Source organism: Sphingomonas adhaesiva (assembly GCF_036946305.1).
GTDB lineage: Bacteria > Pseudomonadota > Alphaproteobacteria > Sphingomonadales > Sphingomonadaceae > Sphingomonas > Sphingomonas adhaesiva_B.
Window position 1 is genome coordinate 400,405 of sequence record NZ_JAQIJJ010000004.1, and the last position, 19,735, is coordinate 420,139.

Consider the following 19,735-nt stretch of genomic DNA (forward strand, 5'->3'; position numbering starts at 1 on the left):
GATCATCGGCCTGCCTTTAGCGCCATTTTGAATAACCTCGCCTGTTAGATGTACGACGACTTGTACGTTGCCGTACCCATCCTCACGCGCTGACTGCACGATGCGGTCGTAAGCTCGGTCGACGCCATCATTTCCCGTCGCGAACCCGACGCCGGGGCATCCGCGCCCGGACACCGAAGCTCCGCATTCGATGCAGCCGTCTTTGGCCTTGTGCGCAAAGAGGACGGCGGTCCCTTCAACCTTATCGCCAACAACTACAGTCCAGCACCTATCAGCAGCGAGTTCGACCGGCTTGGATGCGCAGGACGCCAGCGCAATGAAGAATAACAGCGAGGGACGGCAGGCCGGCATTTCGCGATGGTCACACAACTGCCCAATGTCCGCTAGTGGGCGTGAAGCGGCCTCCCCGCCGATCCGGATAAGTTAGCGCTGGCGCCGCGCTCGAACGCCTGCTCGACCGAACGCAACAGCACCCCAAATCAACTTCGCCGCCCTATTCCTCGATCGGCGCCGTCAGCACCGCGCGCAGCCCCGGCCCGTTGTCCAGATATTCGATCTCGCCGCCGATCCGCTGCACCACCGCGGCCATCATCCGGCTGCCGAAGCCGACGCGGTCGCCGCTCTTGCCCACGCCGCGGTCGGCCACCACCAGGCGCAGCCTGTTGCGGTGCTGTTCCAGCACCACGTCGATCGGGCCGGTGCCGCCGGGATAGGCGTATTTGGTCGCGTTGATGACCAGTTCCGCCGCCACCAGCCCGACATTGACCGCACGATCGGTCGGGATCAGCACGGGCGCCAGGTTCGCGCTCATCTGGCGCGCCCAGTCGTCGCCCAGCGACGTCTTCATGTCGTCCAGCAGCTCGCCCAGATAGCGGCTGAGGTGGATCGTCTCGATCTGGTCGTCGCGATACAGCCGGCGGTGGACCAGCGCGACCGCCGACAGGCGCGAGCGGGCCTCCAGCAGCTGGTCGGCGACCGCGCCCGGGCCGGCGTCGCGCGCATGGATCGCCAGGAACGACGATACCAGTTGCAGGCTGTTCTGCACGCGATGGTCGACCTCGCGCATCAGCAGGTCCTTCTGCGCCAGCGCGACGTCCTTTTCCGCGCCGGTGCGCTCCAGATCGCGATTCAGCCGGCGCAGCTCCGCCGCGGTACGCGCCTCGCGCAGCAGGCGGTGGAGCCGCCGTGCGGCCTCCACCTGCTCCAGCGTCCAGCGTCGCGAGCGTCCCCGCACCGTCTCGCTCCACGATTCGAACGAGGTGCGCGGGCGCAGCGGGGCGTCGGGATCGTGCGGCACCGCCTTGTGCGGATTGCCGGCCCATTCGACTTCCTCGACATGCTCGATCCGCGTCCAGATCAGCAGGTCGCCCTCGTCGGACTGGCGCAGCGCCAGCACGCCGGCATGTGCGCCGAAATGCGCCGCATCCGCCCATTCGGTCGCCAGCTCGCGCGTCGCGAAGGCGTCGGCATCGTTGCGCGCCGACAGCCAGCGCGCGAAATCGGCCAAGGCGTCGGGCGCCGGCAGCGTGCCCGATTCCACCAGCACCGCACCGCCGCGCACCACCGCGAAGCCATCGGCATCGAACATGCGGCGCATGTCGTCGGCGCGCGTCCGCAGCACCTGCACCAGCCCGCCGTCCGCCGACGCGCCCGGCGCCAGCAGCAGCGGGCGCAGCACGTCCTCCTCGCTGCGCAGCGCCAGCCGCTCGCGATAATCGTCCGCTTCCTCGCGCGCACGGATCTGCCGCGCCAGCGCGCTGGCGAGCGCGGCGGCGACCGCGCGCACGTCGCGCGGCATCAGCCGCGGCGTCGAATGGTGGCACGCCACCAGCCCCCACAGCAGCCCGTCCTTGACGATCGAGATCGACGCGGACGCCCCCACCCCCATGTTGCGCAGATACTGGAGGTGGATCGGCGAGACGCTGCGCACCGCCGCATCGCTGAGATCGGTCGCCTCGAACCCCGCCGGGCGCAGTGGCGCGGGAACATAGTCGACGTCGGGGATCACGCGGGTGCGGTTGCGCACGTACAGCGCGCGTGCCTGGCGCGGGATGTCGCTGGCCGGGAAATGGTGGTGCAGGAAGGTGTCGAGCGCGGGATCGCGATCCTCCGCCACGACGCATCCCGCATCGTCGTCGAGGAAGCGATAGATCATCACCCGGTCGAACCCGGTCAGCGCGCGAAACGCCGCCGCCGCGCGTTCGCACAGCGATGCCAGCGTGCCGGTCCGCTCCAGCCCCGCGGTGATCGCGTCGAGCCACGTCAGCGTCTCCGCCGCGCTGCGCCGTGCCGCGCCCGCCGGCTCCAGCTCGGCAAGCAGCCAGGCGCCCGCGCGGTGCAGCGCGACGTCGTAATGCCCCAGCGGCGCCGCCAGCGTCGTCCCGCCCGGCCCCGCCGACACCGCCGCCGCCAGGGCGGCGACATCCTGTTGCAGCAGCAGGTCGAGCGAGCAGCCGAGCCAGTCTGCGCCGAACAGCGCCTCCAGCTCGCCCGCGCCCGCCACCACCGTGCGGGTCTGCGGGTCGGCGACCAGCAGCAGGCCATGCGGCTGGACCGCACCGGGAATGTGGATCGGCTCGCGGTCGCACGCCGTCAGATCGAGCGCGGCAGCCTCGCGCATGTCGGCTGCGGTACGGGTCGCGGTGGGCCGGTCCATCCGCGACCTTATGACAGCAATTGGCGCGCGATCAACTGACCGGAAGCAAGTTCGCGCGCCGATGTCGCTGCAATCGAATGTTATTCCGCAGCGGCGGCGAGACGCGCGACCATCGATGCCAGCCGGCCGTCGATAATCTCCTCCGCTTCGGCGACGATACGATCGACCAGTTCCTTCACCGTCGGCACGTCGTGGATCAGCCCCTGCACCATGCCGGCGGACCAGATGCCGTCGTCGGTATCGCCGCGCTCCATCGCGGACACACCGCGCTTGCCCGCGACCAGATGCTGAACGTCCTCGAACTTCGCGCCACCGGCACGCTCGATCGCGACCACTTCCTCCGACACCTTGTTCTTCATCACGCGCGCGGTGTTGTGCAGCGTGCGGAAGATCAGGTCGGTCTGGCGCTCGTCATTGGCGACCATCCGCTCCTTGAAGCTGTCGGGGATCTGCGCTTCCTTCGTCACGCAGAAGCGGGTGCCCATGTTCACCCCGTCCGCGCCCAGCGCCAGTGCGGCGACCAGCCCGCGCCCGTCGGCGAACCCGCCCGACGCCAGCATCGGCACCTTCACCTTGTCCGCCGCGGCGGGGATCAGGATCAATCCGGGAATATCGTCCTCGCCCGGGTGTCCTGCGCATTCGAAGCCGTCGATGCTGATCGCATCCGCGCCCATCCGCTCCGCCGATAGCGCGTGGCGCACCGCGGTGCATTTGTGGATCACCTTGATGCCGTGCGCCTTGAAGTCGTCGATATGCTCCTGCGGCTTGTAGCCCGCGGTCTCGACGATCTTCACGCCCCCTTCGATGATCGCGCGGCGATATTCGGCATAGGGCGGCGGGTTGATCGTCGGCAGGATGGTCAGGTTCACGCCGAACGGCTTGTCGGTCAGGTCGCGGGTGCGCGCGATCTCCTTGGCCAGATCCTCAGGGCTGGGCTGGGTCAGCGCGGTGATGAACCCCAGCGCACCGGCATTGGCGACCGCGGCGACCAGCTGCGCCTTGCCCACCCACTGCATCCCGCCCTGTGCGATCGGATATTCCACCCCGAACGCCTCGGTGAACCGCGTCTTCAGCATCATCCCTCTCCCGCCGATTGGCTGTACGTAACGTTTGTTATGCTGGGTTGGGGCGGGCCGCAAGTCCCCCCACGACCGTCACCCCGGGCTTGACCCGGGGTCCCGCTTCTTCTGCAACGTCGACGAGAAGCGGGACCCCGGCTCAAGGCCGGGGTGACGGGTGAAGAATTTCACCCCAGCGCCTGCCACCCCGACCGAGGCCGGATCTGCGACTCCACGCGATAGTCCACGTCGCTCCAGTCCAGCTCGGCGAACGCCTTTCGCTTCGGCCCCATATAGCCGAACAGGAACGCCGCCACCTTGCGCATCTGGATCTCCTCCGCACCCTCGGTGATGCGATAGCGGCGGTGGTGGCGATAGATGTGCTCGAACGGCTTGTGCCGCGAATAACCGATCCCGCCATGCACCTGCATCGCGCGGTCCGCGGCCTCGCAGCAGAGGCGATTGCCCCAGTAATTGCACATGCTGACCTTGTCGGAGAGGCGCTTCTCCACCTCCGGGTGCGGCATCTGGTCCATTTCCCACGCGGTCTTGCGGATCAGCAGCCGCAGCATCTCGGCCTGCGTCGCCAGCTCCACCAGCGGGAACTGGATCGCCTGGTTGCGCGCCAGATCCTCGCCGAACGGCTTGCGCTGCCGCGCGTACCGCACCGCTTCCTCGATGCAATAGACCGCCGCGCCCAGCGACCCTGCCGCCTGGCGGATGCGATTCTCGTGGACGAAGCTCTGCGCCAGCGGCAGCCCGTTCTCCGGCTCGCCGAAGATCGCGGTGTCGGGCACCCAGACGTTGCGAAACGCGACGCGCGGATGGTCGGTCGGCATGTTGAAGGTCCAGAGATATTCCTCCACCTCCACGCCGGGCGCATCGGCGGGCACCAGGAAACAGGTGATGCCGCGCGCCGCGCCATCCTCCCCGCTGGTGCGCACGAACAGGGCGCAATGCGTCGCCGCATGCATGCCCGTCGTCCACATCTTCTCGCCGTTGATGCGCCAGCCGGCGACGCCGTCCTTCTCCTCGCGCACGCCCCGCGTCTCCATATGCGTCGCGTCGGAGCCATGGTCCGGCTCGGTCAGGCCGAAGGTGATCCGCTTCGTCCCGTCCAGCATCCCGCCCAGGAACTCGGCCTTCTGCGCCTCGGTCCCGAAATCGTCGAACATCTTGGCGAAGGGGTTGTTGGCGACGATCGAATGCTCGTTTTGCAGATCGTTGTGCAGCCCCAGCCCCTTGCCGGCGAGATATTCGCGGATCACGCACATCCACAGGTTCGATCCGCCCTTGCCGCCGAACTTCGGCAGCATCGCGAAGCGCAGATGCCCCGCCTTGTCCGCACGCCGCCGCGCCTCGCGCAGCAATTCCTCCCATTCGTGCCGCGGCAGCCCGCCCTTCTCGAAATCGGTGCGCGCATATTCGCGGCGATGGTCGAAGAAGCGGATGTTGTCGTCGGCATCCTCCAGCGGCTTGATCTCCGCCTCGATGAAGCGGTCCAGCTCCGCCAGATAGTCCTTCAGCTCCTGCGGCAATGCGAAATCCATGGCGCCTCTCCGATCTAAGTCGATTCTTTTAACTTGCGTAGCGCGGGTCGGCGCGATTTACATCCCCCCATGACGGAGAGGCTGAACGAAACCGAGGCGGGGCGTCGGCTGGGCGCGATCGCCCGCACGCTGGCGCCGGGCGCGACCCGCGTGGAGGGCGTCACGCGGCTGACCGGCGGCGCGAGCATGGAGACATGGTCGTTCGACGCGATCGGCGAGGCCACGTCCGTCCCGCTGATCCTGCGCCGCCGCGCCGGCGCGATGGAGGACGCCACCCGCACCAAGCCGCCGCTGGCGCGCGAGGCGCAGGTGATCGGCGCCGCTGTCGCCGCGGGCGTCCCCGCGCCCGACGTGATCCGCGTGTGCGAGGACGGCGACGATCTGGGCGAGGCCTATGTCATGCGCCGCCTGTCGGGTGAGACATTGGGCAAGCGCATCGCCACCGACCCGGCGTTCGCGCCGGCGCGCGCGAAGCTGGCGCGGCAATGCGGCGCGGCGCTCGCGCGCATCCACGCCACCCCGCCGCCACCCGGTCTCGATACCGCCGATGCCGCGCAGACGCTGGCGGGGTATGAGGCGACGTGGCGCGCGTCCGGCGCGGTCCGCCCCACGATCGAGGCCGCGTTCCGCTGGCTCGAGCGCCGCCTGCCCGTCGAGCGCGTCGCGCCGCGCCTGGTCCATGGCGACTTCCGCAACGGCAACATCATGGTCGATGCCGATGACGGGCTGGTCGCGGTGCTCGACTGGGAACTCGCGCATCTCGGCGACCCGGCGGAGGACATCGGCTGGATCTGCACCAACAGCTGGCGCTTCGGCCAGCCGCAAAAGCGCGTCGGCGGATTCGGCGATCTCGACGACCTCCTCGCCGGCTATGTCGAGGCGGGCGGCGCGCCGATCGACCCGGCGCGGATCGATTTCTGGCAGATGGTCGGCAGCCTGAAATGGGGCGTCATGACGACGCAGATGCACGCCAGCTTCGCCGCCGATCCCGCCGCCGGGCCGGAGCGCGGCGTCATCGGCCGCCGCCTGTCGGAAACCGAGGCGGACATCGTCGCCATCATCGAACGGAGCGCGGCGTCATGCTGACCCATCCCACCGCGCAGGCACTGGTCGCCGGCGTCGCCGCCTGGCTGCCGGTCGACGGAAAGGCCGGCGCGTTCGCGATGCGCGTCGCGCGCAACGCGCTGGAGATCGCCGCGCGCGACCTGTCGCTCGGCCCCGCGGCCGACGCGCGTGCCGCGGATCGCCTGCGCGCGCTGCTGGGCGAGGACGGCGGCACGCGCGACTCGCTCGACGCCGCGCTGGTGGCGGCACTGCGCGACGGCCGCATCGCCCCCGACGACCCCGCGCTGGTCGCGCACCTGCGCGCCTGCGCGCTCGACGCGCTCGCGATCGACCAGCCGAAATACGCCCACGAACTCTGACTCCTTCCCCTCCCTTTCAAGGGAGGAGGAGCAAAAACGCCCCCGTTTACCGTCCGTTGACCCGATCCACGCTACCCCGCGCGCATGTCGAGCGCCCCCGTCCGTGAGCCCCGCAGCAGCGTCATCCTTTACGCCTGCATCGAAAAGGGACCGGAACCGGCCGAATGCCGCGTGCGCAACCTGTCGGCGTCCGGCGCCTGCCTCGACAACAATGCCGGGCTTGTGCAGGGCGACATCGTCACCGTCACGATGGGTGCGCTGCGTCCGCTCTCGGCCGAGGTGATGTGGGCCAATCCGCGGCTCGCCGGGCTGCATTTCGACAAGCTGATCGACCTTGCCGCCGCCCGCCGCCCGCGCGCGCGCGCGGGTGCCCCCGCGGTCGCGGCCCCCGCGGCGGTGCCCGTGCCACGCCCCGGGACGACGCCGTCCGCCGGCTGGATTCAACACATCCACGATCCGTACCGGCGTAGCTGACAAAAGCCCCTCTCCTTTAGGGGAGGGGTTTGGGGTGGGGCAGTCACGAGCGGCAGTCTCGGTGAGACCTCCCCCCACCCCAACCCCTCCCCTGAAGGGGAGGGGCTTACCTCTCCATAACTTTTGTTGTGCTCGCCCGCCGGGCGCGATAGGCATCGCGCAGACGAGGAAAACGGGAGAGTGGATGTGGGCACGGGACCGCTGGACGGCCTTCGCGTGGTGGAATTCGCCGGGATCGGTCCGGGGCCGTTCGCGGGGATGATGCTGGCCGATCACGGTGCGGAGGTGATCCGCATCGATCGCGGTCGCCCGGGGCTCAGCTTCTCCGCCGACGCGCGCGACCCGCTGCTGCGCAACCGCCGTTCCGTGTCGCTCGACCTCAAGAACCCCGCCTCGATCGAGGCGGTGCGCCGCATCGTCAAGGATGCCGACGCGATCATCGAGGGGTTCCGCCCCGGCGTGATGGAGCGGCTCGGCCTCGGCCCCGACGTGCTGATCGGCGACAATCCGAAACTGGTCTATGGCCGCATGACCGGCTGGGGCCAGACCGGGCCGATGGCGCCCGAGCCGGGGCATGACATCAACTATATCGCCATCTCCGGCGTCCTCCACGCGCTGGGCCGTGCGGGCGAGAAGCCGACGCCGCCGATCAACCTCGCGGGCGATTTCGGCGGTGGCGGCATGTTCCTGGTCTTCGGGATGCTCGCCGCCCTCCTCCATGCGCAGCGCACCGGCGAGGGTCAGGTGGTCGACGCCGCGATGACCGAGGGGTCGTCGGTGCTGATGAGCATGATGTGGGGCTTTCGCGCGATGGGGCGGTGGAGCGACGATCGCGGCACCAACCTGCTCGACACGGCCGCGCATTTCTACGACACCTACGAAACCGCGGACGGCAAATACGTCTCGCTGGGCGCGATCGAGCCGCAATTCTACGCCGAGTTCCGCAAGGTCGTCGGCCTCGACGACGCGAAATGGGATGCGCAGATGGACGCGCGCCAATGGCCCGCGCTGAAGGAAGAGGTCACCGCGCTGTTCAAAGGCAAGACGCGCGACGAATGGGTGGCGCTGTTCAAGGGCCACGACATCTGCTTCGCCCCCGTGCTGGGGTTCGAGGAGGCGCTGGCCGATCCGCACAATGTCGCCCGCGGCGCCTTCGTCAATGCCGGCGGCGTCGACCAGCCCGCCCCCGCCCCGCGCTATTCGGTCAGCGCCACGGTCACGCCGAAGATGGCCGGCGAGCGCGAGGATGCCGCGGTGCTGCGCCACCTCGGCTTTTCCGACACGGAGGTCGCAGCACTCGGCTTCTGACGCTAGAACGGTCGCATGACCCGCCTGACCGTCAACAACGAGGCCGTCCAGTATCTGATGGCCCCCGACACCCCGTTGCTATGGGCGTTGCGCGATGCCAGCAACCTGACGGGGGCCAAATACGGCTGCGGCAGCGGATCGTGCGGGGCGTGTACCGTCCATGTCGACGGACGCGCGGTGCGCTCGTGCCAGATGCCCCTGTCCAGCGTCGAGGGCACGTTCGTCACCACGATCGAGGGGCTGTCGCGCGAGCGCACGCACCCGGTGCAGCTCGCGCTGATCGCCGACAACGTGCCGCAATGCGGCTTCTGCATCCCCGGCATCGTGATGGCGGCGGCGGCACTGCTGAAACGGGATCCCTCGCCATCGGAGGAGGCGGTCGCCGCCGCGATCACCAACATCTGCCGCTGCGGCATCTATCCGCGGCTGGTCGATTCGATCCTGCGCGCCGGCCGCGCGATCCGGGGCGAGGAGACGATCCCCGCCGGCCCGCGCCCCGGCATCGACCCCGCCGACGCCGCCCGACTGGTTCCCGCGCTGGACGCCGGCACGCGCCGCTGAGGCTCCGCTTCCGTCGTCACCCCGGACGTCATCCGGCATGACGGCGAGGTCACCTCAATCCTCCACGATCCGGCTGTTGGCGCGCGTGTCCTTCATCCGCAGGTACACGATCAGCGACACGCCGATCATCGCGGTGACATACCAGTAGAAGCCCTGCTCCCACCCTGCCTTCTTGAACTGCAATGCCACCGCCTCCGCGGTCCCGCCGAAGATCGCATTCGCCACCGCATAGGGGAAGGCGACACCCAGCGCGCGGACGTGCGCGGGGAACAGCTCCGCCTTCACCACCGCGTTGATCGATGTATAGCCGGTCACGATCACGAGCGCCCCCAGCACGATCAGGAACGCCGCCGTCGCGCTCGACGTCCGCTCCAGCGTGGAGAAGATCGGATAGGTCAGCAGCACGCCCGCGACCCCGAACGCCACCATCAGCGGCTTGCGCCCGACCCGGTCGGACAGCGCCCCCGCCAGCGGTTGCAGGCACATGAAAACGAACAGCGTGCCCGCGCTGATCCAGCTCGCCGTCTCGCGCGTGAAGCCCGCGGTATTGGCCAGGAACTTCTGCATGTAGATCGAATAGGCATAGAAGGCGAGCGTGCCCCCCGCGGTCAGCAGCAGCACGGTGACGAACTCGCGCGGGTGATGGCGCAGCAGCGCGGTCAGGCTCGACCTGGGCGTTGCGTCGCCCGCCTTCTGCGCATTGGCGAAACTCTCCGTCTCGGCCAGCCGCCGCCTGAGCCAGAACACGCCCACCGCCAGCACGCCACCGATGAAGAACGGGATACGCCAGCCCCACGCATCCAGCGCCACCTCACTCATCGTCGCCTGCAGGATCAGCAGCACGCCCAGCGCGGTCAATTGCCCCGCGATCAGCGTGACGTACTGGAACGACGAGAAAAAACCGCGATGGTGCTTCCCCGCCATCTCCGACAGATAGGTGGCGCTCGCGCCATATTCGCCGCCTACCGACAACCCCTGCATCAACCGCGCGAGGATCAGCAGCGCGGGCGCCAGCCACCCGATCGTCTCGCGCGTCGGCGTCACCGCGATCAGCAGCGAACCCGCGCACATCAGCGTCACCGACAGCGTCAGCCCCGCCTTGCGCCCCTTGCGATCGGCATAGATCCCCATGATCCACCCGCCGATCGGCCGCATCACGAAGCCGACCGCGAAGACGATCGCGGTGTTCAGCAACTGCGTCGTCCGGTCCTCCGCAGGGAAGAAATGCGGCGCGAAGTACAAGGTGAACGCCGAATAGGCGTACCAGTCGTACCATTCGACCAGATTGCCCGCCGATCCGCCCAGAATCGACTTCAGCCGGTGGTTCATGCTGCCCCCCTTCGCGATGCGCCGCGACGGTAGCGCGCCGGAAAGGGCTTGCCCATCCGTGTCGCGTGCCGCGATGATGCGGAAAAACGAAGGAGACAGGATGCACCGGCTGCTGATCGCCAACCGCGGCGAAATCGCGATCCGCATCGCGCGCACCGCCGCCACTTTGGGGATCGCCACCGTCGCGGTCCATGCCGCGGACGAGGCCGACGCGCTCCATACCGCAATCGCCGATGCCGTCGTCGCGCTGCCCGGCAGCGGTCCCGCCGCCTATCTCGACATTGCCGCAATGGTCGCCGCCGCGCGCGCCGCGGGGTGCGACGCGGTCCATCCCGGCTATGGCTTCCTCAGCGAAAGCGCCGCCTTCGCCACCGCCTGTGCCAAAGCGGGCATCACCTTCATCGGCCCCGCCCCCGCCGCACTCGCACTGTTCGGCGACAAGGCCGCGGCCAAGGCGCAGGCGCGCGCCGCGAACGTCCCGGTGCTGGAGGAAGGCGCCGCCGCGCTCGCGGAGGGTGCGGTGGTGGTGAAGGCGGTCGCAGGCGGTGGCGGGCGCGGCATCCGCATCGTCCGCGACGCCGCCGCGCTCGATGCCGCCATCGCTGCGGCGACGCGCGAGGCGCAGGCCGCGTTCGGCGACGGCGCGGTCATCGTCGAGCGTCATCTGGCGAACGCGCGCCATATCGAGGTGCAACTGGCCGGCGACGCGCACGGCCATGTCGCCGCACTCGGCACGCGCGATTGCTCGCTCCAGCGCCGCCACCAGAAGTTCGTCGAGATCGCGCCGGCGCAGGCGCTCGCCCCCGGCCTCGCCGACCGGCTGGGCGATGCCGCCTGCCGCCTGCTCGCGGGCACCGGCTATGTCGGCCTGGCCACCGCCGAATTCCTGGTCGACGGCGAGCATTTCTACTTCCTGGAGGTGAACCCCCGCCTTCAGGTCGAGCATACCGTGACCGAGGAAGTGACCGGCCTCGATCTGGTCGCGCTCCAGCTACGGCTGGCGCAGGGCGAGGCGCTTCCGCCGGTGCCGCCGTCGCACGGCGTCGCGATCCAGTTGCGCATCACCGCGGAGACGCTGGCGCCCGACGGCTCGGTCCATCCCGCCGCCGGCACCGTCACCCTTTATGCCGCCCCCGGCGGGCGCGGCGTGCGCGTCGATGGCGCGGTGGCGGGCGGCAGCGCGATCGACCCGCGGTTCGATTCGCTGGTCGCCAAGCTGGTGGTGCGCGGTGACGACTGGAACGATGCGCTCGCCCGCGCGCGGCTGGCCGCGCGCGAATGCGCGATCGACGGCGTCGCCACCAACCTGCCGCTGCTGTGCGCGGTGCTGGCGCGCGACGAGGTCGCCGGGCACCGCATCGACACCGGCTGGTTCGACCGCACGATCGCCGACTTCGCCACCCACGCCGCACCGCCACCCGCCGCTGACGCGAGCGCCGCCACCGCACCGCTGTCGGGCGTGCTGGTCGATGTCGCGGTCGCGGTCGGCGACCGGGTCGCCGCCGGCGCGGAGGTCGCCACGATCGAGGCGCTCAAGATGCAGCATGCGGTGCTCGCCCCCGTTGCCGGCATCGTTCGCGCGCTGCCGGGCACGCGCGGGCAGGTGGTGGCGCAGGGCACGCCCATCGTCCTGCTCGACCCGATCGAGGAGGACGGCAGCGCCGCCGCCACCGCCGCCGTGCTCGACCCTGACACGATCCGCGCCGATCTGGCCGAAGCCATCGCCGCGCATGCCCACGGCCTCGACGCCACCCGCGCCGATCGCGTCGCGCGCCGCCATGCCGCCGGACAGCGCACCGCGCGCGAGAACCTGGCCGACCTGTTCGATCCCGACAGTTTCGTCGAATATGGCGCGCTCGCCATCGCCGCGCAGCGCCGCCGCCGCTCGCTCGACGATCTGGTCGCCAACACGCCGCACGACGGGCTGGTCGGCGGGGTCGGCACCGTCAATGCCGGAACGTTCGGCGCCGACGCCACCGCCTGCCTCGGCCTCGCCTACGATTATATGGTGCTGGCCGGCACGCAGGGGCACAACAACCACCGCAAGACCGACCGCATGCTGATGGTCGCGGAGGCGCAGAAACTCCCCATCGTCTTCTATACCGAGGGCGGCGGCGGGCGCCCCGGCGATGTCGATGCGCTGGGCGTCTCCGGCCTCGACACGCCGACCTTCCGCAGCTTCGCCGCATTGTCCGGCATGGCGCCGCGGATCGGCATCACCACCGGCTTCTCCTTCGCGGGCAATGCCGTCCTCTACGGCTGTTGCGACATCACCATCGCCACGCGCGACGCGCATCTCGGCATGGGCGGCCCCGCGATGATCGAGGGCGGCGGGCTGGGCGTCTTCGCCCCGACCGAGGTCGGCCCGGCGGCGGTGCAATGGGCCAATGGCGTCATCGACCTGTTGGTCGAGGATGAGGCGGAGGCGACCGCACAGGCCAAGGCGCTGCTCGGCCTCTTCCAGGGCCGCCTCCCCGACGTGACCTACCCGGACCAGCGCCTGCTGCGCCACGTCATCCCCGAGAACCGCCTGCGCGTGTTCGACGTCCGTGCCGCGATCACCGGGCTGGTCGATACCGGCACCTTCATCGAGCTGCGCGGCGGGTTCGCCCCCGGCATGGTCACCGGCCTCGCGCGCGTCGACGGGCGCGCGGTCGGCGTGCTCGCCAACGACTGCCGCCACCTCTCGGGCGCGATCGACAGCGACGGCGCGGACAAGGCTGCGCGCTTCATGCAGCTGTGCGACGCGTTAGGCTGGCCGATCGTCTCGCTGTGCGACACGCCCGGCTTCATGGTCGGCCCCGATGCGGAAAGGACCGCGCCGATCCGCCACGGCGCGCGCATGTTCCTCGCCGCCGCGCAATTGTCGGTGCCGGTCTTCTGCGTCGTGCTGCGCAAGGCATACGGGTTGGGCGCGCAGGCGATGGCGGGCGGGTCGCTTCAGGCTAACGGCTTCACCGTCTCCTGGCCGACCGGCGAGTTCGGCGGCATGGGCCTCGAAGGCGCCGTCCGGCTGGGCTATCGCAAGGAACTGGAGGCGATCGACGACAGGGACGCGCGCGAGGCACGTTACCGCGAGCTGGTCGCGCACAGCTACGATCGCGGCAAGGCGATCTCGATCGCGCGCGTGCTGGAGATCGACGCGGTGATCGACCCCGCCGAGACGCGCGCCTGGCTGACGCGTGGCCTGTCCGCATCGCCCGCGCGCCGCTCCGCGCGCTTCATCGACAGCTGGTAGAGGCTTCCCCCATGATCGAACTCTGGCATTGCGCCGACGCGCGCTCCTTCCGGCCGCTCTGGGCGCTGGAGGAACTGGGCGTTCCGTATCGCCTCCACCTCCTCCCCTTCCCGCCGCGCGTCCGCCAGCCCGACTATCTGGAACAGAATCCGCTCGGCACCATCCCGCTATTGGTCGACGGCGCGACGCGGATGACCGAATCCGCGGCGATCTGCGACTATCTCGCGCACCGTCACGGCCCCACGCCTCTCGCGGTCGCGCCGGACGAGGCGGATTATGGCGCGTATCTCGACTGGCTCCACCGCGGCGAGGCGACGCTCACCTTCCCGCAAACATTGGTGCTGCGCTATCGCCTGCTGGAGCCGGAAGAACGCCGCTTGCCCCAGGTCGCCGACGATTACGCGCGCTGGTTCCTGTCGCGGCTGCGCTCGGTCGATGCGGCGCTGGCGGACGGACGTGCGTATTTGTGTGAAGATCGCTTCACGATGGCCGATATATCCGTCGGTTACGCACTACTGCTGGCACGAACGCTGAAGCTGGACGGCGACTTTTCGCCGGCGATCGCCGCCTATTGGCAGCGCCTGTCCGCCCGCTATCGCTACAAGGCCGCCCGCGCCGCGCAGAAAAACCCGTCACCCCGGCCTTGAGCCGGGGTCCCGCTTTCGCGGCGTCGTGGAAGAAGAAGCGGGACCCCGGCTCAAGGCCGGGGTGACGGGGATCTATTCCCCTCGCAACGCCGTCCCCACCAATCCAAAGAACCGCTGGCTCGCCGCACTCGCCGCCACATCCCATTCTGGATGCCATTGCACCGCCAGCACATCCGCGCCGCACGGCCGTGCGGCGATCGCCTCGATCACGCCGTCGTCCGCCGCGCGCGCCTCGATCGTCAACCCGCCGCCCAGCCGGTCGATCGCCTGCTCGTGTACCGAATTGACCGTCAGCCGCCGCTCGCCGGTCGCGCGTGCCAGCACGCCACCGTCGGACAGCCGCACCTCGTGCCGGTGATCGAACAGCGTCTCGTAATCATGATGCTGCCACCCACCGTTCAGATGGCTGGAACAGCATCGCGCCAGCGAGCCGCCGAACAGCACGTTGATCTCCTGCAATCCGCGGCAGATGCCGAACACCGGCTTCCCCGCCTCGATCATCGCGCCTGCCAGCGTCAGCGCCACCTCGTCGCGCGCGGGGTCCAGCGCCGCCTCCTCCGCTGTCCCGCCATAGCGCGCCGGCGCCACGTTGGAGCGCGATCCCGTCAGCAACACGCCGTCCAGCACCCCCGTCAGCGCCGTCGCATCGCTCGCCTCGATCACCGCCGGCACCAGCAGCACCGTCGCGCCGGCCCATTGCGCCAGCGGCGCCACGAACCGCGTCGCGACCGACTGGATCGGCCGCTGCGCCACCTCGTTGCAGCACAGCACGCCGATCACCGGCCTGCGCGCCACGTCAGGCGTCCAGCAGCGCGGCGCGCACCTCGGCGCCCTCGCCGCGCGGCAGGATCCGCGCCTCCGGCTGCACCACCGTCGCGCCCGCCGCGACATCCTCCAGCAGCCAGACATTGCCGCCGATCACCGCGCCCGCGCCGATCGTGACGCGCCCCAAGATCGTCGACCCGGCATAGATCACCACGTCATCCTCCACGATCGGATGCCGCGCGAAACGGTCGCGCGGCCCCGGCGCGGCATCCGCCAGCGGCGTCCGCGCGCCCAGCGTGACATGCTGGTACAATCGCACCCGCGCGCCGACGATCGCGGTTTCCCCGATCACCACGCCGGTGCCATGGTCGATGAAGAACGCCTCGCCGATCGTCGCGCCCGGGTGGATGTCCACCCCCGTGCGCTCATTGGCCAGTTCCGACACCAGCCGCGCCGCAATCGGCGCGCCCAGCGCGTAGAGCCGGTGCGCGATGCGATGATGCAGGCTGGCGATCGCGCCCGGATAGCAGACCAGGATCTCGTCCACGCTGCGCGCCGCGGGATCGCCCAGGAATGCGGCCTCGACATCGCTGTCGATCAGCCGGCGGATCTCGCCCAGCTCGGCGACGAACAGCCGCACGATCGTCGCCGCCTGATCGCGCTCGAACCCTGCGCCCCGCGCCTCCGCCTCCCAATAGCCCAGCTCCGCCGCGACCTCGCGCTCCAAGATCGTCGCCGCGGCCAGCAGCTTGGCGGCGACGAACCCGTCCTCCTCGCCCTCGCTTCCACGAAACTGCCCCAGCCGCCGCGGATAGAGCGCTGCCGACACCAGCTCCACCGCCGCCTCGACCGCGCCGCGCACCGGGAAGCTGGCGGGGCGGCGCCCGGCGTCGTGGCGCGCGCGCCAGTCGGACCGCGCCTGCCGCAACGACTCCACCGCGCCGCCGATCGCGGACGGCGGCGGCGCGGACCAGCCCTGTGCATCAACCAACGTCGGGATCATCGCTCACCTCCACCGGCGGCGATCATATCCCACTACATCGCTGGGGTATGAAAGAATTGCTTGGCGTGCGAATAGCCGGTCAGTCGCCCCACTTCCGCGCCGCCGCATCGTCATGCGCGCGCGCCTCGACCCAGCGCGTCGCATCGCCCACCGTCTCGCGCTTCCAGAACGGCGCATCGGTCTTCAACCGGTCGATCAGATAGGCGCACGCCTCCAGCGCGGCGGCACGATGCACCGACACGGTGCCCACGAACACGATCCGCTCGCCCGGGCGCATCGCGCCGACGCGATGCACGATCGTCGCCGCGGTCAGCCCCCAGCGCGCCCGCGCCGCCTCGGCGAGCCGCACCAGCGCGGCCTCGGTCGCGCCGGGATAATGTTCCAGTTCCAGCACGCTGACCCCGTCGTCGGCGCGCACCAGCCCGGTGAAGGTCGCGACCGCGCCGCCGTCCGCCTCCAGCGCCGCCATCTCCGCGGTGCTGTCGATCGGGGCGGCGAAAACCAGCACGCGAATCATCCGCCCGTCACCGGCGGAAAGATCGCCACCTCGCGCGCGCCCGCGATCGCGGTGTCGAGCGGCACGAACGCCTGATCGACCGCCGCGCGCAGCTTCTGGCGATCGACGAAGGCGGCGGCGTGGCCATCGCTCTGCGCGGCGAGCCAGTCGACCAGCGCGGCCACCGTCGTCACGTCCGCGGGCGGCGACACCTCCTCTTCCGCAACCCCGACACGCTCGCGCACCCAGGCGAAATAGAGAATTTTCACGGTGTCGATCTGCCTTTTCTCAACGCCCCCGCCCCACGTGCCGTCACCCCGGGCTTGACCCGGGGTCCCGCTTCTTCTCACACCGGCCGTAGGCAGCGGGACCCCGGGTCAAGCCCGGGGTGACGGGAACATACGGCGGTCATGCCCCACGAAACCCCTCAATCCATATGCTTCAGCCCGACGCGCAGATAGTCCCAACCCGTCACCACCGTCAGCGCCGCCGCGCCCCACAGGCTGGCGAGGCCGATCAGCTTGATCCACGCCTCCTCCGGCAGCGCGCCCGACAGGATCAGCGCGCCGAGCGAGACGAGTTGCAGCGTCGTCTTCCACTTCGCCAGCTTCGACACCGGCAGCGACACCTGCAACCCGGCCAGGAATTCGCGCAGCCCGCTGACCGCGATCTCGCGCAGCAGGATCACCAGCGCGGCGATGATATGGATGCCGGTGATCGCCGCGACATCGTCGTGCCGCGTGCCGACCAGCATCAGGATCACCGCCGCGACCATGATCTTGTCCGCGATCGGGTCCAGGAAGACGCCCAGCTTCGACACGGTGCCCTGCGCACGTGCCAGATAGCCATCGAAATAATCGGTGATCCCCATCAGGCAGTAGAGCGCGAAAGCCACGCCGAACCCCGCCCGCCAGCTGGGCCACCACAGGAACGCCACCAGCAGCGGCACCATGACGATCCGCGACAGCGTCAGCAGGTTGGGCAGCGACAACATGGACCGGGAGGTGGACCGCCCACGCGCGCGGCGCAAGCCAAGGCCAGCAAAAATCAACGTTTGGATCGCGCGGGCGCACCCGCTATGCCGCCCGCGGGAACAACAACGGGGGCCGGTCCGGCGTCATGATAAATGCCCTCGGGCTCCTGAAACGGCGACGATTCCTGCCGCTTTTCACCACCCAGTTCCTCGGCGCGTTCAACGACAATCTCTTCAAGACCGCGATGGTCCTGTTCGCCACCTATGAGATCTTCGCCGACGAAACGCAGGAAAGCTTCTTCAACGCGCTCGCCGCCGCGCTCTTCATCCTGCCCTTCTTCCTGCTGTCCGCGCTGGCGGGCCAACTCGCCGACAGCATGGACAAGGCGCGCATCATCCGCATCGTGAAGACCGCGGAGATCGGCATCATGGCGCTGGGCGCGGCCGGGCTGATGCTGGCGCGCGCGGGCGTGCCGACGCTGCCGGTGGTGCTGATGCTCGCCGCGGTCGTGGGGCTGGGCATCCACTCCACCTTCTTCGGCCCGATCAAATACGCCATCCTGCCACAGCATCTGGACGAGGACGACGTACTGGGCGGCACCGGGCTGGTGGAGGCGGGCACGTACCTCTCCATCCTGCTCGGCACGATCGTCGCCGGCTTCATCTATCATTCGACCACCCTGGTCGCGGCGCTGACCTTCCTGGTCGCGGTGGCGGGGTGGCTGACGGCGCGCGCGGTGCCCCCGGCGCCGCGGCTGGGGCCGAAGCTGGCGCTCGACTGGAACCCGGTGCGCGCCTCGTGGCGGCTGGTGTCGGGGACGATGCACATCCCGCGGCTGTTCCTCGCGATCTGCGCGATCAGCTTCTTCTGGACGATCGGCTCGGTCCTGATCATCATCTTCCCGCCGCTGGTGAAGAACGTGCTGACCGCCGACGCCAGCGTCGCCAGCCTGGTGCTGGCAGTGTTCTCGATCGGGGTCGCGATCGGCTCGGTCGTCATCAACCTGTTGCTGCGCGGGCAGATCTCCGCGCGCTTCTCGCCCGCCTCGGTGATCGCGATGGGCGTCGCGGTGCTCGGCTTCCGCTTCGCCGTGCAGGGGTGGGAGCCGGCACCCGCCGGGCGCCTCTACGACATGGCCGCCTTCGTGACGCAGCCGCACGCGATCGTCGTGCTGGCGGCGCTGCTGGGGGTGGCGGTGTTCGGCGGGATGTTCGTGGTGCCGCTCTACGCCTTCCTCACCACCACCGTGACGAAGGACCAGACCGCGCGCACCGTCGCCGCCAACAACGTGGTCAATGCGGGTGCGATGACGATCGGGTCGGTGGCGGTGGCCGGGATCACCGCGATGGGGGTGACGCCGTCGCAGATGCTGCTGCTGGTGGTCGCGATGTGCGGCGTGTCGGCGCTGATCGCGCAGCGCCTCCACCGCGCCTGCGACTGACGGCGGCTTACGCGATCAGCGTGTAGAAGCAGATGAAGAACGCGAAAAAGCTCAGCACGAACAATTTCCAGTCCTGATCGTCGCGCCGCGCCGGCGCCTCCACGCGCGGCGGCGGCGGCAGCGACCGGCGGAACGGATGCCCGGCGGCTTCATGGGTCAGGACGAGTCGGCGTTGCATGGCGGCGATCTTAACGTTTCATTGACCATTTGGCCCATGTCGCCGAACAGTTAACGGACATCCCGCAACGGGACGATCCCGAGGAGAGACACATGCCGCTCTACGCCTTCAAGGGGAAGCGCCCCACCCGCCATCCCAGTGCCTGGGTCGCGCCCAGCGCCGACGTGGTCGGCGACGTGGTGCTGGGCGAGGATGTCGGCGTGTGGTTCGGCGCGGTGATCCGCGGCGACAACACCACTATCCCGATCGGCGCGCGCAGCAACGTGCAGGAAGGCGCGATGCTCCATTCCGACCCCGGCAGCCCGCTGACCGTGGGCGAGGATTGCACCATCGGCCATCACGCGATCCTGCACGGCTGCACGATCGGCAACCGCGTACTGATCGGCATGGGGGCCACGATCCTCAACAATGCGGTGATCCCCGACGACTGCCTCGTCGGTGCCGGTGCCCTGGTGACCGAGGGCAAGACCTTCCCCCCGCGCAGCCTCATCATCGGCAGCCCGGCGAAGGCGGTGCGCCAGTTGGACGACGCCGCGGTGGCAGGGCTGAAGGTGTCGGCCGCGCACTATGTCCACAACGCCCGCCAGGCAGCGGAAGGCTTGGTAGAAGTAGAGTAAGCCCTCTCCCCTCCGG

The 19,735-nt window shown here is 69.6% G+C and carries 19 protein-coding genes; 9 read left to right on the forward strand and 10 right to left on the reverse strand.

Features of this window, described 5'->3' with window-relative positions; all coding sequences use genetic code 11:
- Window positions 1-493 precede the first annotated feature (493 nt).
- From PGN14_RS08255 to PGN14_RS08265, 3 genes are all read right to left on the reverse strand, one after another.
- Window positions 494-2,656, reverse strand: a complete 2,163-nt coding sequence (locus tag PGN14_RS08255; RefSeq protein WP_335299010.1) for a histidine kinase dimerization/phosphoacceptor domain -containing protein — start codon at window positions 2,654-2,656, stop codon at window positions 494-496.
- An 80-nt stretch (window positions 2,657-2,736) separates the two neighbouring features.
- Window positions 2,737-3,735, reverse strand: a complete 999-nt coding sequence (locus PGN14_RS08260) for an NAD(P)H-dependent flavin oxidoreductase (RefSeq protein WP_335299011.1) — start codon at window positions 3,733-3,735, stop codon at window positions 2,737-2,739.
- A gap of 167 nt (window positions 3,736-3,902) precedes the next feature.
- Window positions 3,903-5,264: an acyl-CoA dehydrogenase family protein gene (locus tag PGN14_RS08265; RefSeq protein WP_335299012.1), complete on the reverse strand. Its 1,362-nt coding sequence runs from the start codon at window positions 5,262-5,264 to the stop codon at window positions 3,903-3,905.
- Window positions 5,265-5,333: 69 nt separating this feature from the next.
- Between PGN14_RS08265 and PGN14_RS08270 the strand changes: the two genes are divergently transcribed.
- The 5 genes from PGN14_RS08270 (at window position 5,334) to PGN14_RS08290 (ending at window position 9,031) form a co-directional block, all read left to right on the forward strand.
- Complete coding sequence (locus PGN14_RS08270) at window positions 5,334-6,350, forward strand: phosphotransferase family protein (RefSeq protein ID WP_335299013.1); 1,017 nt, start codon at window positions 5,334-5,336, stop codon at window positions 6,348-6,350.
- Window positions 6,344-6,688 (forward strand): DUF6285 domain-containing protein, encoded by a 345-nt coding sequence (locus PGN14_RS08275; protein WP_335299014.1) that lies wholly within the window; start codon window positions 6,344-6,346, stop codon window positions 6,686-6,688. Before PGN14_RS08270 ends, PGN14_RS08275 begins: the two co-directional genes overlap by 7 nt.
- Window positions 6,689-6,772: 84 nt before the next feature.
- Window positions 6,773-7,162, forward strand: a complete 390-nt coding sequence (locus tag PGN14_RS08280) for a PilZ domain-containing protein (RefSeq protein WP_335299015.1) — start codon at window positions 6,773-6,775, stop codon at window positions 7,160-7,162.
- 186 nt (window positions 7,163-7,348) lie between these two features.
- On the forward strand, window positions 7,349-8,470 hold the full coding sequence (locus PGN14_RS08285) for a CaiB/BaiF CoA transferase family protein (protein ID WP_335299016.1): 1,122 nt from the start codon (window positions 7,349-7,351) through the stop codon (window positions 8,468-8,470).
- A 15-nt stretch (window positions 8,471-8,485) separates the two neighbouring features.
- Window positions 8,486-9,031: a (2Fe-2S)-binding protein gene (locus PGN14_RS08290; RefSeq protein WP_335299017.1), complete on the forward strand. Its 546-nt coding sequence runs from the start codon at window positions 8,486-8,488 to the stop codon at window positions 9,029-9,031.
- A 54-nt stretch (window positions 9,032-9,085) separates the two neighbouring features.
- Here the strand turns inward: PGN14_RS08290 and PGN14_RS08295 are convergent, their stop codons facing one another.
- The gene (locus PGN14_RS08295; RefSeq protein WP_335299018.1) at window positions 9,086-10,360 is read right to left on the reverse strand and encodes an MFS transporter; all 1,275 of its coding nucleotides are present in this window, start codon (window positions 10,358-10,360) and stop codon (window positions 9,086-9,088) included.
- A 100-nt stretch (window positions 10,361-10,460) separates the two neighbouring features.
- On the opposite strand from PGN14_RS08295, the gene PGN14_RS08300 reads away from it, so the two are divergent.
- On the forward strand, window positions 10,461-13,598 hold the full coding sequence (locus tag PGN14_RS08300) for an acetyl-CoA carboxylase family protein (protein ID WP_335299019.1): 3,138 nt from the start codon (window positions 10,461-10,463) through the stop codon (window positions 13,596-13,598).
- An 11-nt stretch (window positions 13,599-13,609) separates the two neighbouring features.
- Window positions 13,610-14,245 (forward strand): glutathione S-transferase family protein, encoded by a 636-nt coding sequence (locus PGN14_RS08305; protein ID WP_335299020.1) that lies wholly within the window; start codon window positions 13,610-13,612, stop codon window positions 14,243-14,245.
- A gap of 72 nt (window positions 14,246-14,317) precedes the next feature.
- On the opposite strand, the gene PGN14_RS08310 is transcribed toward PGN14_RS08305, so the two are convergent.
- From PGN14_RS08310 to pgsA, 5 genes are all read right to left on the reverse strand, one after another.
- On the reverse strand, window positions 14,318-15,040 hold the full coding sequence (locus PGN14_RS08310) for a gamma-glutamyl-gamma-aminobutyrate hydrolase family protein (RefSeq protein ID WP_335299021.1): 723 nt from the start codon (window positions 15,038-15,040) through the stop codon (window positions 14,318-14,320).
- Window position 15,041: 1 nt separating this feature from the next.
- Entirely contained in the window at window positions 15,042-16,013 is a 972-nt protein-coding gene (epsC, locus tag PGN14_RS08315; protein ID WP_335299022.1) for a serine O-acetyltransferase EpsC, read from the reverse strand.
- Between the two features lie 79 nt (window positions 16,014-16,092).
- Complete coding sequence (locus tag PGN14_RS08320) at window positions 16,093-16,530, reverse strand: molybdenum cofactor biosynthesis protein MoaE (RefSeq protein WP_335299023.1); 438 nt, start codon at window positions 16,528-16,530, stop codon at window positions 16,093-16,095.
- A complete protein-coding gene (gene moaD / locus PGN14_RS08325; protein ID WP_335299024.1) occupies window positions 16,527-16,778 on the reverse strand; it encodes a molybdopterin converting factor subunit 1 in 252 nt (83 codons plus the stop codon). Before moaD ends, PGN14_RS08320 begins: the two co-directional genes overlap by 4 nt.
- Before the next feature lie 158 nt (window positions 16,779-16,936).
- The gene (pgsA, locus tag PGN14_RS08330; RefSeq protein ID WP_335299025.1) at window positions 16,937-17,503 is read right to left on the reverse strand and encodes a CDP-diacylglycerol--glycerol-3-phosphate 3-phosphatidyltransferase; all 567 of its coding nucleotides are present in this window, start codon (window positions 17,501-17,503) and stop codon (window positions 16,937-16,939) included.
- Window positions 17,504-17,628: 125 nt separating this feature from the next.
- Here pgsA and PGN14_RS08335 point away from each other — a divergent pair, with 125 nt between their 5' ends.
- Window positions 17,629-18,924: an MFS transporter gene (locus PGN14_RS08335; protein WP_335299026.1), complete on the forward strand. Its 1,296-nt coding sequence runs from the start codon at window positions 17,629-17,631 to the stop codon at window positions 18,922-18,924.
- A gap of 7 nt (window positions 18,925-18,931) precedes the next feature.
- Here PGN14_RS08335 and PGN14_RS08340 read toward each other — a convergent pair whose 3' ends face one another.
- Entirely contained in the window at window positions 18,932-19,102 is a 171-nt protein-coding gene (locus PGN14_RS08340; RefSeq protein ID WP_335299027.1) for a hypothetical protein, read from the reverse strand.
- Between the two features lie 92 nt (window positions 19,103-19,194).
- Between PGN14_RS08340 and PGN14_RS08345 the strand changes: the two genes are divergently transcribed.
- On the forward strand, window positions 19,195-19,719 hold the full coding sequence (locus PGN14_RS08345; protein WP_335299028.1) for a gamma carbonic anhydrase family protein: 525 nt from the start codon (window positions 19,195-19,197) through the stop codon (window positions 19,717-19,719).
- Window positions 19,720-19,735: the final 16 nt, after the last annotated feature.